Source organism: uncultured Anaerovibrio sp. (genome assembly GCA_902786545.1).
GTDB lineage: Bacteria > Bacillota > Negativicutes > Selenomonadales > Selenomonadaceae > Anaerovibrio.
Window position 1 is genome coordinate 1 of sequence record CADACU010000034.1, and the last position, 16550, is coordinate 16550.

Annotated in this window: 19 protein-coding genes and 1 pseudogene; 8 read left to right on the plus strand and 12 right to left on the minus strand. The window is 38.9% G+C overall.

Translation table 11 applies throughout. The features are described from left to right. Nucleotides 1-120 precede the first annotated feature (120 nt). From QZV24_RS10595 to QZV24_RS07515, 4 genes and pseudogenes are all read left to right on the plus strand, one after another. A pseudogene (locus QZV24_RS10595) lies at nt 121-174 on the plus strand (zinc-ribbon domain-containing protein); the annotation flags it as partial. A 105-nt stretch (nt 175-279) separates the two neighbouring features. Next, nucleotides 280-462 (plus strand): hypothetical protein, encoded by a 183-nt coding sequence (locus QZV24_RS07505; protein WP_294522310.1) that lies wholly within the window; start codon nt 280-282, stop codon nt 460-462. 315 nt (nt 463-777) lie between these two features. Further along, nucleotides 778-1281 (plus strand): type II toxin-antitoxin system antitoxin SocA domain-containing protein, encoded by a 504-nt coding sequence (locus tag QZV24_RS07510; protein WP_294522313.1) that lies wholly within the window; start codon nt 778-780, stop codon nt 1279-1281. Beyond that, nucleotides 1281-1700 carry a hypothetical protein gene (locus QZV24_RS07515; protein ID WP_294522318.1) on the plus strand — a complete coding sequence of 140 codons (420 nt, stop codon included), beginning with the start codon at nt 1281-1283 and terminating at the stop codon, nt 1698-1700. Before QZV24_RS07510 ends, QZV24_RS07515 begins: the two co-directional genes overlap by 1 nt. A gap of 406 nt (nt 1701-2106) precedes the next feature. Here the strand turns inward: QZV24_RS07515 and QZV24_RS07520 are convergent, their stop codons facing one another. From QZV24_RS07520 to QZV24_RS07530, 3 genes are all read right to left on the minus strand, one after another. Further along, nucleotides 2107-2553: a DUF4190 domain-containing protein gene (locus tag QZV24_RS07520; protein ID WP_294522320.1), complete on the minus strand. Its 447-nt coding sequence runs from the start codon at nt 2551-2553 to the stop codon at nt 2107-2109. 25 nt (nt 2554-2578) lie between these two features. Next, nucleotides 2579-3346, minus strand: coding sequence for a prolipoprotein diacylglyceryl transferase (locus QZV24_RS07525; RefSeq protein WP_294522324.1), 768 nt, complete (start codon nt 3344-3346; stop codon nt 2579-2581). A 137-nt stretch (nt 3347-3483) separates the two neighbouring features. Then, a complete protein-coding gene (locus tag QZV24_RS07530) occupies nt 3484-4656 on the minus strand; it encodes a phosphoribosylaminoimidazolecarboxamide formyltransferase (RefSeq protein ID WP_294522328.1) in 1173 nt (390 codons plus the stop codon). 127 nt (nt 4657-4783) lie between these two features. Between QZV24_RS07530 and pfkA the strand changes: the two genes are divergently transcribed. After that, nucleotides 4784-5746, plus strand: a complete 963-nt coding sequence (gene pfkA / locus QZV24_RS07535) for a 6-phosphofructokinase (protein ID WP_294522333.1) — start codon at nt 4784-4786, stop codon at nt 5744-5746. A 216-nt stretch (nt 5747-5962) separates the two neighbouring features. Here the strand turns inward: pfkA and QZV24_RS07540 are convergent, their stop codons facing one another. From QZV24_RS07540 to rpmH, 9 genes are all read right to left on the minus strand, one after another. Further along, entirely contained in the window at nt 5963-6544 is a 582-nt protein-coding gene (locus QZV24_RS07540; protein ID WP_294522335.1) for a hypothetical protein, read from the minus strand. A gap of 214 nt (nt 6545-6758) precedes the next feature. Beyond that, nucleotides 6759-7475: a 16S rRNA (guanine(527)-N(7))-methyltransferase RsmG gene (gene rsmG, locus QZV24_RS07545; protein WP_294522336.1), complete on the minus strand. Its 717-nt coding sequence runs from the start codon at nt 7473-7475 to the stop codon at nt 6759-6761. Further along, entirely contained in the window at nt 7465-9357 is a 1893-nt protein-coding gene (gene mnmG, locus QZV24_RS07550; RefSeq protein ID WP_294522438.1) for a tRNA uridine-5-carboxymethylaminomethyl(34) synthesis enzyme MnmG, read from the minus strand. Before mnmG ends, rsmG begins: the two co-directional genes overlap by 11 nt. A gap of 31 nt (nt 9358-9388) precedes the next feature. Further along, a complete protein-coding gene (mnmE, locus tag QZV24_RS07555; RefSeq protein WP_294522440.1) occupies nt 9389-10795 on the minus strand; it encodes a tRNA uridine-5-carboxymethylaminomethyl(34) synthesis GTPase MnmE in 1407 nt (468 codons plus the stop codon). A 72-nt stretch (nt 10796-10867) separates the two neighbouring features. Next, the gene (gene jag, locus QZV24_RS07560; protein ID WP_294522346.1) at nt 10868-11545 is read right to left on the minus strand and encodes an RNA-binding cell elongation regulator Jag/EloR; all 678 of its coding nucleotides are present in this window, start codon (nt 11543-11545) and stop codon (nt 10868-10870) included. 5 nt (nt 11546-11550) lie between these two features. Next, nucleotides 11551-12240, minus strand: a complete 690-nt coding sequence (locus QZV24_RS07565) for a YidC/Oxa1 family membrane protein insertase (protein ID WP_290655461.1) — start codon at nt 12238-12240, stop codon at nt 11551-11553. 51 nt (nt 12241-12291) lie between these two features. Next, complete coding sequence (gene yidD / locus QZV24_RS07570) at nt 12292-12501, minus strand: membrane protein insertion efficiency factor YidD (protein ID WP_290655459.1); 210 nt, start codon at nt 12499-12501, stop codon at nt 12292-12294. Nucleotides 12502-12509: 8 nt separating this feature from the next. Then, nucleotides 12510-12857, minus strand: coding sequence for a ribonuclease P protein component (gene rnpA / locus QZV24_RS07575; protein WP_290655457.1), 348 nt, complete (start codon nt 12855-12857; stop codon nt 12510-12512). 108 nt (nt 12858-12965) lie between these two features. Then, nucleotides 12966-13100 (minus strand): 50S ribosomal protein L34, encoded by a 135-nt coding sequence (gene rpmH, locus QZV24_RS07580; RefSeq protein ID WP_290655455.1) that lies wholly within the window; start codon nt 13098-13100, stop codon nt 12966-12968. A gap of 417 nt (nt 13101-13517) precedes the next feature. Between rpmH and dnaA the strand changes: the two genes are divergently transcribed. From dnaA to QZV24_RS07595, 3 genes are all read left to right on the plus strand, one after another. Further along, nucleotides 13518-14918: a chromosomal replication initiator protein DnaA gene (dnaA, locus tag QZV24_RS07585; protein ID WP_294522358.1), complete on the plus strand. Its 1401-nt coding sequence runs from the start codon at nt 13518-13520 to the stop codon at nt 14916-14918. Nucleotides 14919-15190: 272 nt separating this feature from the next. After that, complete coding sequence (dnaN, locus tag QZV24_RS07590) at nt 15191-16306, plus strand: DNA polymerase III subunit beta (protein ID WP_294522367.1); 1116 nt, start codon at nt 15191-15193, stop codon at nt 16304-16306. Between the two features lie 18 nt (nt 16307-16324). Further along, nucleotides 16325-16546 (plus strand): RNA-binding S4 domain-containing protein, encoded by a 222-nt coding sequence (locus QZV24_RS07595; protein WP_294522371.1) that lies wholly within the window; start codon nt 16325-16327, stop codon nt 16544-16546. Nucleotides 16547-16550 lie beyond the last annotated feature (4 nt).

Below are 16550 nucleotides of genomic sequence, written 5' to 3' on the forward strand. Positions count from 1 at the left end.
GCTTTTAAAGGCGGTCGGCACATTGCTGTCCGCTTTTATTGTAGAAGCAAATACCTATAATTTTATATAGTTATAAATTTAATATTTTGTGGAGATAATATTATGTCAAAATTTTGAAGTAATTGTGGTGAAAAAGTAGATGATAATATCGCTTTTTGCCCGGAATGCGGACGAAAAATCGATGTAAATGTTCAACCTAAACAACCAATGCAATACGAACAGGATTATCAAGCTACGCAGTATAGTCAGCCTGTTCAAAATAATCAACCCATACAGCCTATGCAGAACATTCCAAATCAGCCAATAAATTACCAGAATGACTACAACCTATACGGCCAGCAGACTGATGGCTATCCGCCAAACAATTACCTGCAAAACACCTATCAAAATCCAAATTATCAGGAAAATAGCTATCAAGGTGCCCCTGCCACCGGCATTGAGGCCCTGAAATGGACCTCCTAAACGGCCGGCTTGAACTGCAAAAGATATCTTTTGCTTGGTCTTATATCTTGTATTATTTAGGCTGTGGAAAAATATTTTTATGTAGTGTCTGGGGTGTTTTACAGATATCGTTAGAATTATTCGTGAAGATTATATCAAGCAATGTTCAGTTCGTAGAAAATTTTTTAAAACGAGTTTTTTATATAAAGAAAACAGAAAAACCCTTGGGAGAGTAAACTGAAAAAACAAATGCTTTTATGAACAAAACATTTGTTACCCTATATTAATGCATCCGTGTTATAATGTATGTGAGGAGATATATAGGAGGTGAGATATATGAAAGCACTGGATATAGCAATCTATTTTTTGCGTATGGATACCAATAAAGAGGTTTTTCAAAAGAATTTAGTAAACAAAAACGGACGCAATTTTTATGATGGCAATGCCAAGCTTAATAAATTCCTACATTTAGCACAAAATATTTTCTTTGCAAAAAATGAAAAGCTTTTATTTGAAGATGACCTTTATGCATATGATAATGGTGCTGTAATCCCATCCGTTTTAGAACAATATGCCAGAATATACCAGAACAGAAACACTATCCAAGTGGAAGATATTCCAGAGGATATAAGCATGTTCTTGAAAAAATTCTTTTTAGCGTTTAAAAACGCCTCATTGGAAGATTTAATATCTTTGTCCCATGAAGATGTCGAATGGGAGAGCAAGAGTCATTATTACAAAAAGCCTGACAAAAAAATGGATACGAAAAAAAATCTACAGCAATACAAGAAACAGTATGCAGATATTATCAAAATTATGGACAGGATGGCGATAGCGTAATGTTAGAAGTCGGTCAGGTGCTATCATTGCGTATAAGGTTTAACAACAACGGACTTTTATCCAGAGGAAGGCATCCTTATCTGATTTTGTCGGTCTCAGATGAAGTCATTGAGATAGCACAACTTGATTCGTTGGAGGGCAAGGAACACAAGGCTGCCTTCAACTCCAACAAGGTAATCTATTGTGATGAGCCAATAGAGACTGTTATTGATAAGGATAGTTATGTACAGTTGGACAACAAGATTACTTTGGAAAATTTTGACAGTCTTACCTACTACAGAAGGCAGGAGGATAAACTAAGTTCTGGAAAATTACATGATGTTTTGGCTAAATATCAAGAATATCACGCCAATCATCATATTGACGAATTAAAAATTGTGTACATGGACAAAGATGAAATTTTGTCATTAAATCCTTAAATACAGATTTTTTACTCTCTTTATCAAAAAGAGAACATTTATATTTTTTTAATTATTCTATTCATATCTGATAATCGAACCCAAAATAGAGCTTCTGCGCCTAATGAAAAAAAAGGGTATGGCCTTTTCTTGGACACCTATACGACAAATCCAAGGATCTGTCTGTGCCCCCCGATTCTTACGAAAATCGGCTTGAATATTAGGCTATTTCTTGTTACAGCTTTATTAAAATTGAGGCCTAGAGCCAGTCCTCAGTTTGTTGAGTTGTCTAAAAATACAGATACGAAAAATGCTGGAACCGGTTTCAACCAATTCCAGCAAAATTGCGAAATATATAGTTTTTATTGTCATAGGAGATGCGATTTACAGAGTTCTTTCACAGGCTCGCAAAAAACATAAAATCACATTAATGAGCAAGAGTTCCAGCTGCTCCAAACATACCGACACATGCGACGCAAGCAACAAAATATAATCCATTAAATATTAAACCTATTAACGAACACACAAACCCTGCCGTTTGCATCCCGCCATTATAGCCACTACTTTTTGCCTTAGTCGCACAAACAACACCAACAATGCTCACAACCAATCCAACAAGCGGGAAAAAAATTATAAAAAGGAGTGATACTATACCCAGCACCAAAGAAGCAATAGCAAACCCCTTTCCCGGTTGTGAAATATCGTTAGAGTTTGAATTATTATTTGTTGTCAAATCATAATGACCAGTGTTAAAATTTGTCACTTGTTGCATGCCTTGACCATCATCGTTTATCGACTGTATTGAGGTATTATACTGCTCATCATTAATTACCTTTTGTCCACACTCCGGGCAAAATGCAACATCTTCATCCATTTTTCCTCCACAATTATTACAATATCTAGCCATTTAATTCATCTCCATTTTTACTATTATTTTTTGAAAAAATTATATGCAAAGTAATTATAACAAAAATTATTATACTAATCCACTGTGAAGTTGATAAAATCCATAAAAAACCACGATCAATATCACCTCTTAGAAATTCCAAAAAAAATCTAAATATACTGTACATATAGAGATATGTAATCAACACTTTATTTCTATATTTCTTTTTTGAAACAAGAATTATCAAAATTAAAAAAATTACAAAATTTCCAAGGGCTTCTATTAACTGTACGGGAAATAATTTGGTATGCAGCGGAGCATATGGAGAATTTTCATATATTACGCCATATGTTTCTGTTTCTATTCCATAACAACATCCAACAATGGCACATCCAATCCGTCCAAAAGTATGGGCCAATGGCATAGCTGGCGTAATTAAAGCAACTACTTTATTTATATTCAACTGAAGATATTGACAAGAAAAAATAGTGGCTATTAAAGCACCTGCCAGTCCACCATAAAAAACAAATCCCCCATTTAATATGCTTATAATATTTTCAAATGAAACACCTTCAGAAATTAAAAAGTAATTTATTCTTTTATAATCAACAATAACATAAAGAACTTTTGCTCCTAACATAGCACCTATACCGGCCCATGTATATACATAAATAAGATCTTGAAATTCTCGATTTTTGCAAACAAAAAATAAATATATAAAACCTGATATAAAGCCAAGAATTCCTAATAAACCATAGGGTGAAATATCCATTATTTCCATAATTCTCCATCAATAAACCAAACTTGACCAACGAATACACACAATCCAAGTTTCACCGGTCATACATAAAGTTAGTATTATTATAAATCTGAGTAAAAACCATACTAATGACACAGACAAATAAATGTCTAAAAGTCTCAATGATGGAACAGCCGTATATGGGTAAAGGCCATAGTAATGTCATATTTATTAGCTGTTTCAATTACATTGTCATCCCGAATAGAGCCACCGGACTGAGCAATATATTTAACACCACTCTTATGCGCCCGCTCTACATTATCTCCAAATGGGAAGAAAGCATCCGAACCCAGGGCAACCCCAGTAATAGTCTTTAAATATTCCTTCTTTTCTTCCCGGGAAAGTGGAGCAGGCTTTTCAGTAAATACCCGTTGCCAATCATCGGTTTCCAGCAAATCCTCCCATTCCTCGGAAATGTATACATCGATAGCATTGTCCCGATCAGGACGCCTTACATCATCCTTGAATGGTAGGGACAATACCTTTGGATGCTGACGCAAATGCCAAACATCAGCCTTATTACCGGCCAGTCTGGTACAATGAACTCTTGACTGCTGCCCAGCACCGATGCCGATGGCCTGACCATCCTTAGCGTAACATACAGAATTTGACTGGGTATATTTTAATGTTATTAACGCAATAAGCAAATCCCGTCTGGCCTCTGCTGAAAATTCCTTGGAATCAGTTGGTATATCCTTCAGGCATTCTTCGGAAATTTCGATATCATTACGCTGCTGCTCAAAGGTAATACCAAAAACCTCCTTGTGCTCCAATGCCGCCGGCTGAAAATCATTGTCCATCTGTAATACCAGATAAGTGCCCTTTCGCTTGGTCTTTAAAATTTCCAGTGCTTCATCAGAGTATGATGGAGCAATTATGCCATCAGAAACCTCTCTGGCCAGAAATGACGCCGTCTGGGCATCACACTCATCAGACAGTGCTACAAAATCCCCATAAGAAGACATCCTATCTGCCCCTCTGGCTCTGATATAGGCAGTAGCTATAGGAGAAAGCTCTATTCCTTCCACGAAATAAACCTTTTGAAGAATTTCAGACAATGGTGCAGCCACAGCGGCACCAGCCGGACTAACATGCTTAAAGGAAGCAGCTGCCGGAAGGCCTGTAGCTTTTTTTAATTCTTTAACCAGCTGCCAGCTGTTCATGGCATCCAACAGATTGATATAACCTGGCTTTCCGTTTAAAACGGTGAAAGGCAGCTCCCCTTTTTCCATAAATACTCTGGCCGGCTTTTGATTTGGGTTGCAACCATACTTCAATTCTAATTCCTTCATTCTTTTTGCTCCTTTATAAAATTTATAAAATATATTATAATCTAATAATAGATGATATATATTTTATCGCTAGTTTAATGTAACATTAGCATATTTTTTTGTCAAGAAAACGAGAGGGGTATAAGATATGTTAAAGTGCATAGGTGTTTTAACAAGTGGCGGCGACAGCCCAGGTATGAATGCAGCAGTGCGGGCTGTAGTACGCACCGCATTATTTGAAGGGGTAAAGGTTTGGGGTATATACAACGGCTATCGAGGCCTTTTGGATGAAGAAATGCAGGAAATGAACTCCCGTAGTGTAGGTGACATAATCCAGCGAGGTGGTACAATTCTGGGGACAGCCCGCTGTAAACGGTTTATGACCCCTGAGGGCAGAGCATTAGCCTATGAAAATATGAAAAAGCGGGGAATAGAAGGCTTGGTAATAATTGGTGGCGACGGCAGTCTCCGAGGGGCAACCCAGCTCAGCCAGGAAACCGGTGTACCAATTGTTGGATTACCTGGCACTATTGACAATGATGTATGGGGAACAGATTATACCATTGGTTCAGACACAGCAGCCAATACTATTATTGATGCCATAAACAAACTGAGGGATACTGCTTCATCCCATAACCGTATTGCAGTAGTAGAGGTTATGGGCCGTCATTGCGGTTGGCTGGCTATGCTGGCTGGTATCGCTGGTGGTGCTGAGTTTATCCTCATTCCCGAAAAAGAATACAATCTTGATGATATTTGTCAAGGCATTATAAAATCCTACGAAAATGGCCGCCGATACTCTCTGATAGTTGTTGCTGAAGGTGTAGGCAGCTCCATCGATATTGGTAAATACATTGAAGAAAAAACCCAAATGGATGTAAGGGTATCTGTTCTGGGACATATCCAACGCGGTGGATCACCATCGGTACAGGACCGGGTAAAGGCTAGCCAGTTGGGCGAACGGGCCGCTTTAGCCCTTATTGCCGGCCAATCCGATGTAGTGTTTGGCTTTAATCAGGGTAAGGTTGTGTCAATTGATTTACACGATGCCATTACCAATAAAAAACAGCTTGACAGCGAATTTATCAGATTAGCCGAAGAGCTAGTCTAAGCATAATATACGAAAAACGCCTGTAAGGTGCTAATTAAAGCATCATACAGGCGTTATTATTATGTTATCCACAAGGTTATTAACATATCCACAAATTTGTTCTATTTTTTTGTGGATAATCTCAATATTATGTTGATAAAAGGAAAATCAATCGAACATCACTATCAAACACCCTATGAAGTAGCTGGATTTTAAACTTTACTTAACTGACAAATGTTAAATGGAAATTCTAAATACATCCTCCAGCACTTCGCTGAACTGTTTTATAGTTCCATCACCCTTCTTTTTCCCCATTTTTCTCACTATAGCATGAAATATTCTGTCTTCCATACTTTCCGGAACAAGCCCTTCCCAATTAGCCGGGTCGTATTTCCGTTGTGTAATATTATTTTCCGGGCGCCCGGTAACCTCTACTTCACAAAGAAATTGGATTTTATTTGTCTCCGGATCGATGAGATAATGCTCTAAATAGTATTTTCTGTCCTCGCTGGGTTCAAGTAATTCCTGTTGGGTTGATAGCTCATATGGCATCATCTTTACCCAGGCATCTATAACATATTTACGGACATCATATGGCTTTCTTATCCAACCGGTATTTTCCTTGTCCAAAAGATATATGAAGGTTTCATCCTCAAATAATATCTCATATTTGGTATCCTTGGCAGCTTCATTATTTTCCTCTTCTGCAGCATTTTCAGCAGCATCATGCCGGCCATCACCAGCCTCGTGGGCACTAACCACGGTCCAGCTGCACAACAATACTGCACAGACTGCCAGAAGAATAAATAATTTTTTCACAAAATCACATCCTTTTATGAAAATTTACCCTGCACTAAAGGCTGCTAAGTCTCCCACCTCTTAAGCAGGAGTAAAGCACCCATAAAGCCTAGGATTTATTCGGCTACATTCAATTGGAGTATAAAGCTCCAGCTGAATAAATCTCATTTTACTAATAAATATACCTGACCACTCTTTTAAGACTTCTATAAAAAACCTTAAAACCCTTTTTCTGTTATAGAGGATTTTTATCCGGAGTTCCGGCCTTCCTTGGATAAGCCTTTGGCGTTGACTTTTCTTTTTTTATGTATATTACCGCCCGCTTATCCTCCAAATATGGCAACTTTATTGCCACACACTCCGGCTGACTGCCGCCCAGCACTGACAAGGCTTTTTTTGCATCAGTCGCTTCTTCAGCAAATTTCATACCCTTTAGTGCAGCAAATATGCCACCTGTCTTTACAAATGGCAGACAATACTCAGCCAGTACCGGTAATCGGGCTACAGCCCGGGAAACAACCAAATCAAATTTTTCCCGCAAAGCTTTATTTCGGGCTGCTTCCTCCGCTCTGGCGTGTATACATTTTACATTCTCTAATCCAAGCTCATCCACCACAGTTTGGAGAAATTTTATCCGTTTATTTAATGAATCCAATAAGATAAGCTTTATATCCGGCCTGTATATCTTCAGCGGAATACCGGGAAAACCAGCTCCTGTTCCTACATCTATAACAGCAATACCAGCTTCAAATAAATCAGCCTGCCAACAGGACAGTGAATCAACCATATGCTTTATGGCCACTTCCCTTGGCTCAGTAATAGCCGTGAGATTTATTTTTTCATTCCATTCCACAAGCAGCTGGTAATACTTGTCAAACTGGTCCAGCTGTTCATCAGACAGGGAAATACCGTATTTTTCTGTAGCATCCTTTAAGTAATCCTTAAAGTTCATTTTGTTTGTTCTCCTCTATCCTTTTCTGCTGTTCCAAATAAATCATCAATACGGAAACATCAGCTGGTGATACCCCGGAAATTCGCCCAGCCTGTCCAATGGACAATGGTCGAATATTTGCCAGCTTCTCTCTGGCCTCATCCCGTAGATTTGCAACCAGATCATAGTCAATGTCCTCCGGAATAAGCTTTTCCTCCAATTTTTTCATCTTCTCCACCTGCTCCAGCTGTTTTTTGATATAGCCTTCGTAAGTAATGGAGATTTCCACCTGCTGCTTGACCTCATCTCTGATTTCCGGTAAATCAAACATTGATTGTAATTTATCATAATCAACATTTGGCCGTTTCATCAAATCATACAGGGAAGTAGTATTCTTTATTTCATCTATGTCATTCTCTGCCAATAATCTCAATGTTTCATCATTTGGATTCAGCTTGCGGTCCTGCAAAATAGCAACCGTTTCCTGTATTTCCTGCTGTTTTTTCGTAAATCTTTCCCAACGGTCATCCTGCACCAATCCCACTTTTCTTCCCAACGGGGTCAAACGCTGATCTGCATTATCCTGCCGCAAAATCAACCGATATTCTGCCCGGGAAGTCATAATACGATATGGTTCACTGGTGCCCTTGGTAACCAGATCATCAATCAAGACGCCAATATAAGCATCGGAACGCTTTAATATTAACGGTTCCTGTCCTTTTACCTTCATGGCAGCATTTATGCCGGCTATAATGCCCTGAGCAGCTGCTTCCTCATATCCTGAGGTTCCATTAGCCTGTCCGGCAGAAAATAATCCGGAAATATTTTTCAATTCCAAGGTTGGTTTCAACTGCATGGGATCCAGACAATCATACTCAATGGCATAGCCGGCCCGCATAACCTTGGCGTTCTCCAAACCTGGTATAGTGTGAAGAAAATCAATCTGCACATCCATCGGCAAACTGGTAGACATCCCCTGGACATAAACTTCGTTGGTGTGCCGTCCCTCCGGCTCCAAAAACAACTGATGCCGCTCTTTATCCGGAAATCTAATCAGCTTGGTTTCAATAGATGGACAATACCGTGGACCAATACCCTTTATTATCCCATTGGCCATAGGAGCCCGATCAATATTATCCATGATTATTTTATGGGTCTGTTCATTTGTATAAGTCAGCCAGCAAGGTACCTGCTCCCTGGTAATTTCATCACTCATAAAAGAAAAACTATGAGCTTCCTCATTGCCCGGCTGGATAGTCATCTTGCTATAATCCAATGTACGTGCATCCACTCTGGCCGGTGTTCCTGTTTTAAACCGCATCAGCTTTATGCCAGCCTTCATTAAGGACTGGGACAGCTTTTCGGCACTTCTTTGTCCACTTGGTCCACCGGAATAGGTCTGCAATCCAATGATTATTTTTCCTTTAAGATAAGTCCCTGTAGCAATAATGGCAGTTTTGCACATATATTGCTCCATATTTTCAGTAATTATACCCTTTACCTGATTATCTTCAATAATCAACTCATTGATAAGAAGCTGCTTTACATCCAGATTATCCTGATTTTCGCAAACTTCCTTCATACGGAATTGATAATGCTTTTTATCAGCCTGTGCCCTGAGTGCATGTACTGCTGGTCCTTTGCCGGTATTTAACATTCTAAACTGAATACAGGTTTCGTCGGCATTTATGCCCATCTGTCCCCCTAAAGCATCCAGCTCCCGCACCAAATGCCCCTTGGCCGGACCACCAACTGATGGATTACACGGCATCATGGCAATATTATCCATACTAAGGGTAGCCAGAAGGGTGGAACAACCTATCCTGGCTGCAGCTAAGGCCGCTTCTACGCCGGCATGACCAGCGCCTATAACAATAACATCATATTCTCCAGCTACAAACAGCTTGTCACTCACTTCTAAATCCTCCACAGAATTACTTTCCAATGCAGAACTGACTAAATATCTGGTCCACTATATCATCATCCAGGGTTTCCCCGGTGATTTCCCCCAGCTTTTCCCAGGCAGACCGTAAATCTATCACGATAAAATCTTCACTCATACCCATATCAATGGTAGTTATGGTTTCTTCCAACAGCTTTAGTGTTTGGCGCAAAATTTCTCCCTGACGGGCATCACAAAGAATTTGACTATCCATTGTTTTTGTCTTACCACCATAAACAATCTCTGTCAGCAGTGCTTCCAAATCTTCCTGCCCATCACCACTTTTAGCCGACATTGGAATAATACCAATAATTTGTTCATTATGAACTTCCTTCAGCTTTTTAGTAATAATATCATCATTTATATCTGCTGATAAGTCCATTTTATTCAAAATGGCAATGATATTTCCAGGACAATTATCCAGAAGCTTTATTATTTCCTCGTCCTCATGGGTAAAATGTTCCGTACGATCAAATACAGCAAGTATCAGCTCAGCTTCCTTGGCATAAGAATATGCCTTGTCCACTCCTATTTTTTCCACCAAATCATCAGTAGTCCTTATGCCGGCTGTATCAATAAGTTTAAGTGGTATACCACCGATATTAACATATTCCTCTATACTGTCCCTGGTAGTACCTGGGATATCAGTAACAATAGCCCGCTCTTGGCCCAAAAGCAAATTCATAATACTGGATTTCCCGGCGTTTGGCTTGCCAATAATAGCCGTTTTCAGCCCATCCTTAAGAATAATACCGGTATTGGCACTTTCCACCAGCTTTTCTACTTTTTCCACCAGCAGCTTTACCTTTTCCCGTATATCCTCAATATCCAAATTCTCTATATCATCCTCCGGAAAATCAATGGAAGCTTCCAAATGAGCGATCATTGCCAGTATATCATGGCGAAATCCCTTTATTTTACTGGAAAAATTTCCGGAAAGATGTCCCATGGCCATATCCAATGAGGCTTTTGTTTTGGCATTTATCACATCCATTACCGCCTGAGCCTGACTTAAGTCCAGACGCCCGTTTAAAAATGCCCGTTTAGTAAATTCGCCCGGCTGGGCAGGTCTTGCTCCCATCCGGTAGGTAAGGGATAAAATTTCCCGCATGACCACACTTCCACCGTGACACTGGATTTCTACCACATCTTCACAGGTATATGAATTTGGAGCATTCATGATTATGCAAATGGCTTCATCTATTGTTTTTCCATCTTCATTTTTCACATAGCCATAGACTGCCGCTCTGTTTCCATATTCATCTAAAGATTTTGCAGAAAATGGCCTAAATATTTTTTTTGCAATGGAGACAGCATTTTCTCCACTCAATCTTATTATGCCAATACCGCCTTCCCCAGGTGGTGTAGCAATGGCACTTATTGTCTCATCCTGCTGCATAAATCCTCCAAAATCATATACAAAAGGCTGTCCCATTACGAGACAGCCTCCCTAAATCCAAATCACAGAGAATCAATTATCTACTTCTCTGTCCCTGCGTTCATGACTATCACGACGGCCGCCACGCTTCAGTTCAATAACAACTTTGCGGTAAGGCTCATCGCCGGCGCTGTATGTCGCTACCCGATAATTGTCCTGCAGGGCCATATGAATAATTTTTCTTTCATGTCTGTTCATAGGCTCCAGAACAACTCTTTCACCGGTTCTTCTTACCTTGTCAGCCAATCTGACAGCCAGACGACGCAAAGTATCCTCCCGGCGACTCCGATAGTTCTCAATATCAATTATGATACGAACCTTATTATCAGACATTCCATGGTTGGCTGCAAGATTGGAAAGGTATTGCAAAGAGTCCAATGTTTGACCGTGTTTTCCGATCAAAATTCCCAGATTGTCACCAATCAAATTAAATATGGTGCCATCTTCACACTCACTCTTTTCAATGCTGACTTCCAAATGCATAGCAGCGAAAATGTCACTTAAAAACTTCTCTGCCTTGTCGACAGGGTCAAGCTCACGGACTACGGCCTTTACCTTGGCTGGCTTACCGCCAATCAAACCTAAAAAACCCTTCGTAGGTTCAACTACTTCTACAAAATCTACTAAATCCGCTGAAATACCCAATGCCTCTATAGCAGCGTTTTTTGCTTCTTCAACTGTTCTACCAGTCTTTTCTACTTCCAAAGACATTATAATCAGGCATCTCCCTTCTTGGCATTTGCCGGTGCAGCAATATCGTCATTTCTAAAAATAAACCACTGCTGTACAATCTGGCAGAGATTCATAACAACCCAATACAGAACCAAACCAGATGGGAAATTGATGGAAATATAACCAATGAATATTGGCATTATATACATCATCATTTTCATCTGCTGATTATCCTGACCATTGGACATCATAGTTTGCTTCTGGGTCAGATAGGTAGTCAATGCTGAAAGCAATGGCAGAATGTAAGTAGAGTCGACTTCAGACAAGCTGGTCAACCACAAGAAGCCTGGGTCGCCCTGATACTCAAAACCATAAAGGGAATAATAAACACCCATCAAAATCGGCATTTGCACCAAAAGTGGCAAGCATCCGGCCAACGGATTTACGCCGGACTCCTGATAAAGCTCGCCCATTTTCTGCTGCATAAGCTGAGGGTTGTTCTTATAATTCTTCTGAATTTTCTTCAGCTCAGGCTGAATTTCCTGCATGGCCTTCATAGACCTGATCTGCTTCTTATTTAATGGGTATAAACAACCTTTTACGCAAATAGTCATCAAAATAATGGCTACACCATAGCTTGGAAACCCAGTCATGGCAGTTATTGCATAAAAACCGCCCATCAATATGCGGAACAGCTCTACAATCGGCTCAAAAAGCGATGACAAAAATTCCAATTTAACACATCCTAATTTCTACAGAAAATCTGTCAAAACAAAAATCCTATATTACGGAACCGGATCATATCCACCTTTATGAAAGGGGTGGCAACGCAGTATACGCTTCACTGCCATATATCCACCCTTCATTGGCCCGTATTTTTCGATAGCAATTTTCGCATATTCCGAACAGGTCGGAACATAACGACAGGAAGGTGGTTTAAGTGGTGATATATAGGACTGATAAATCCCTATGAGAAATAAAAAAAATCTCTTCACCAATTAGTTCATCTCCCAAAAATTTTGGCCTTTCTGCCCAAATCGAGAAAAGCCTTTTCGATAACATCGTATTTTTTTTCAACAGCTGGCTTACGGCCTACCAACAGTATACAAATATCTTTCCTGATTTTGTCCTGATTTAATCTGTAACACTCCCGCATAAGACGCTTGACTCTATTACGCGTGACAGCATTACCCAGCTTTTTTCCGGCAGCGAAACCAACCTTGTCCTCCAGCCCAGTTGCTGTAAAGACATACAATACTAAGTACCTGTTTGCATAGGATTTCCCAAAACGGTGGACCTTTTGAAAATCGTTTCTACGGCGTAGAATGCGACTTTTAGGTAACTTTAACATGGCAAAATCCTCACTTCAGCAATTAGAAGATAGAACCATTAAGCTAAACATAAATAAAAGCTTAAACAGCCCTATAGAGAAAAACAGGCCACCGAAGTGACCTCTTACTTATGCAGAAAGCTTCTTTCTGCCTCTAGCTCTTCTTCTTGCTAAAACCTGACGACCACCCTTAGTCTTCATACGCTCACGGAAACCATGGGTCTTTTTCTTCCAATGATTATTTGGCTGATAAGTCTGCTTCAATTATCGCACCCCCTTTTATTTTACGAGTTAGTATACTGACACTAACACTCGGTCAAACCACAATTACACATAGTACTTGAATTTAACTAACAAGATTATAGACCACAGTATTTTTAGTGTCAAGAAATTTTACTAGGCAGAGCATTTGTATCTGTGGATAATTTACATTCTTTCACATACATACCCACTATTTTTTGTTGATAACTTCACGATATTTTGATATTATTATGAAGGCGTTCAACAGATATTTATCAACAATTTTTAGTGAATATTTTTGCATTTACACATTTATATTGAAGAAACATTATCAAATAATCAAATAATCATTTCTAAAACTCGGATTTATCCACACAGTTATTAACAAATGTGGATAAATTTATTTATCTGTTGATATATTTTTTGAGGAGCAGATTGTTAATGGATCAAGAAAAGCTTAATGAAGTATGGAAAAACATAACTAATGAACTAAAAAATTTCCTTTCAGAAAAAGTTATCGAAAACTGGTTTTCCCCAATAGTAGTAAAGGAAATAAACTTCCAGAACAATACCCTAATCCTTAGTGTACCAAACAAGCTTCGAAAGGATTTTATTGAGCAGCGGTATATTATGGATCTTACAGATGCCTGTAAAAATGTTTTAAAAACCGACCAGGTTAATCTTGAATTTGAAATTCACGAAACGCCGGAAGAATTACCAAAAGAAGAGGTTTCATTATTTAACAATTTGAATGAACCTTCCAATGGAGAAACATATGTAAAACCAGAAGCACCAGGTCAGATAGCCCCTGGAGATGCTTCATCTCTTAATCCTAAATATGTATTTGAAACCTTCGTTACCGGTAGCTTTAACCGCTTGGCTCACGCAGCAGCTCTTAATGTGGCCAAAAATCCTGGACAGGGCAATAATCCATTATTTATGTATGGCGGTGTTGGACTTGGTAAAACCCATCTGATGCACGCCATCGGTCATGAAGTACTGAAAAACGATCCAGATAAGCGGGTTCTGTACATTACCAGTGAAAAATTTACCAATGAACTGATTAACTCAATCCGTGATAACACTCCGGAAGCCTTCCGTCAAAAGTATCGCAATATCGACCTTTTGATGGTGGATGATATTCAGTTCCTTTCCAAGAAAATACAGACCCAGGAAGAGTTTTTCCATACATTTAATGCCCTATATCAGGCCAATAAACAAATTGTTCTATCCAGTGATCGTCCACCAAAGGAATTAAAGGACCTGGAGGAAAGACTGAGTTCCCGGTTTGCCGGAGGAATGGTAACCGATATTCAGCCACCAGATTTGGAAACAAGGATAGCCATTTTGCAAAAAAAGGCTTATATGGAAAAAATAGATGTGGATAATGAAGCCCTGGCTTATATTGCCAACCGTATTGACAGCAATATAAGAGAGCTGGAGGGTGGTCTTACCAGAGTAGTTGCTTATGCTGATTTGATTGGTGAAAATATCACCACTGATCTGGTTGCTGATGCCTTAAAGGATGTTTACCCTGAAAGTCATTCCAAGGAAATAACCATGGATGTTATTCAAGAAGTAGTGGCTTCTTACTATAACCTTAAGGTAGACGACCTAAATTCCAGCAAGCGTACCAAAGCCTTGGCTTTTCCACGGCAGATTGCTATGTACCTTTGCCGTGAGCTTACGGATACTTCCCTACCGCAGATCGGCGAATTTTTTGGCGGTCGGGATCATACCACAGTTCTTCACGCCCATAACAAGATAAGTGAAGAAAAAGCAGAAAATATAAAACTTGATAATACTCTTCAGGAACTGGTCAATAAAATAAAAAGAATTTAAAAATCCTTTTTATTTTTCTGGCGACATTTTATCCATTTTTTTTGTGGATAAGGTTGTAAATTCCCTGTAGAAGAAATGTACATAATTTTGAGGGAAGGATTATTCTGTGTTTTTTGTGGATATCCTTCCCTGTTTTATCAACTTTTTATAAACACTATTTTTTTTTTGCCATTACTGACTTAAAACAGCTTATCCACATTTCCACAGGCCCTACTACTACGGCTACTAATTTTTAATATTTAATAATCATAATACAATAAGGGGTGCATAACATGAAATTTAAGTGCGCAAAAACAGATTTGACCCAATCAATTCAAACTGTATCAAAAGCAGTTTCAGTTAAAAATCAAAACCCAATTCTTTCAGGTATATATATTAAAGCAGAAAACAATATTCTGGAATTACAGGCAACTGACTATGAGGTAGGTATCATTGCTCAAATTCCGGCTCAAATAGAAGAGCCTGGTCAGATTGTACTTCCCGGCAAATATTTACAGGAAGTGGTAAAGAAGCTTCCCGGTGTTAATGTCGAAATAGAATACAATTCACAAGAGAAAAATGCACACATAAGATCAAATAAAGCTAATTTTACTCTACATAGTATGTCAGCAGAAGATTTTCCGATTATCAACCGCATAAACGGTGATTTTAACTTCAAGATAATGGATAATGTACTTCATGAATTGATTTACCGCACTACCTTTGCTTGTTCAACTGAGGAGGCACGACCAGTATTTACCGGCTGTCTTTTGGAAATAAATGATTCATTGGTAACTATGGTTGCAACTGATATCAAACGATTGGCTGTAAATTCAAAGAACATTGAAGGAGTTGAAGGGAAAAGAAATATGATTATCCCGGCAAAAATTCTCAATGAATTGCAGCGGTTGTTGAATTCTGATACTCCTAGAGAAGTAAATATCAAATATAATTCCAATCAGGTAAGCTTTGAGCTGGACAACACCTATATAGCTTCCAGAATTATAGATGGACAGTTCCCTGACTACAACAAGGTCATTCCAAGCTCATTTAAGACCAGAATAAAGGTAAATACCGAAGAATTCCGTTCTGTGGTAGATAGAATAGCTTTGATTTCCCGTACAAATGAATATAAAATAGCCAAGATGGAATTTGGTGCAGGTATGGCAAGAATTACTTCCAATAATCCTGAAATAGGTCAGGCAGATGAGACTATGACTGCCGAAATAGATGGAGAGGATATAACCATATCCTTTAATGTAGATTTTATTTATGATGCTTTGAAAATAATTGATACCAAGGAATTCTATATCTGTCTGAATGATACCTTGCGTCCGGCAGCTATTCGGATGATGGACGATGACTCATTTACATATGTTATTACCCCGGTTCGTAATAATGATATTTAATCAGAGGTAAAAAATTATATGGAAAAAGTTGAAATAAATACTGATACAATACAGCTGGATCAGTTTTTAAAATGGGCTGGTGCTGTTGAATCAGGCGGTCAGGTAAAAATTATGCTGGAAGATGAGCTTATATTTGTGAATGATGTTTTGGAAACTGCTCGTCGTAAAAAACTGAAAAATGGCGATGTGGTTAAAATTACTGATATAGGTTCCTGGCAGGTTGTGACCAAGGGAGAATGATAGG

Coding starts and splice junctions, on each gene's coding strand:
- dnaN (WP_294522367.1), top strand. CDS start 15,191: ATGAAATTTAAGTGCGCAAAAACAGATTTGACCCAATCAATTCAAACT.
- QZV24_RS07530 (WP_294522328.1), bottom strand. CDS start 4,656: ATGAAGGAATTAGAATTGAAGTATGGTTGCAACCCAAATCAAAAGCCG.
- QZV24_RS07595 (WP_294522371.1), top strand. CDS start 16,325: ATGGAAAAAGTTGAAATAAATACTGATACAATACAGCTGGATCAGTTT.
- pfkA (WP_294522333.1), top strand. CDS start 4,784: ATGTTAAAGTGCATAGGTGTTTTAACAAGTGGCGGCGACAGCCCAGGT.
- dnaA (WP_294522358.1), top strand. CDS start 13,518: ATGGATCAAGAAAAGCTTAATGAAGTATGGAAAAACATAACTAATGAA.
- mnmE (WP_294522440.1), bottom strand. CDS start 10,795: ATGCAGCAGGATGAGACAATAAGTGCCATTGCTACACCACCTGGGGAA.
- QZV24_RS07510 (WP_294522313.1), top strand. CDS start 778: ATGAAAGCACTGGATATAGCAATCTATTTTTTGCGTATGGATACCAAT.
- QZV24_RS07505 (WP_294522310.1), top strand. CDS start 280: ATGCAGAACATTCCAAATCAGCCAATAAATTACCAGAATGACTACAAC.
- QZV24_RS07515 (WP_294522318.1), top strand. CDS start 1,281: ATGTTAGAAGTCGGTCAGGTGCTATCATTGCGTATAAGGTTTAACAAC.
- jag (WP_294522346.1), bottom strand. CDS start 11,545: ATGTCTTTGGAAGTAGAAAAGACTGGTAGAACAGTTGAAGAAGCAAAA.
- QZV24_RS07520 (WP_294522320.1), bottom strand. CDS start 2,553: ATGGATGAAGATGTTGCATTTTGCCCGGAGTGTGGACAAAAGGTAATT.
- rsmG (WP_294522336.1), bottom strand. CDS start 7,475: ATGAACTTTAAGGATTACTTAAAGGATGCTACAGAAAAATACGGTATT.
- QZV24_RS07525 (WP_294522324.1), bottom strand. CDS start 3,346: ATGGAAATAATGGATATTTCACCCTATGGTTTATTAGGAATTCTTGGC.
- rnpA (WP_290655457.1), bottom strand. CDS start 12,857: ATGTTAAAGTTACCTAAAAGTCGCATTCTACGCCGTAGAAACGATTTT.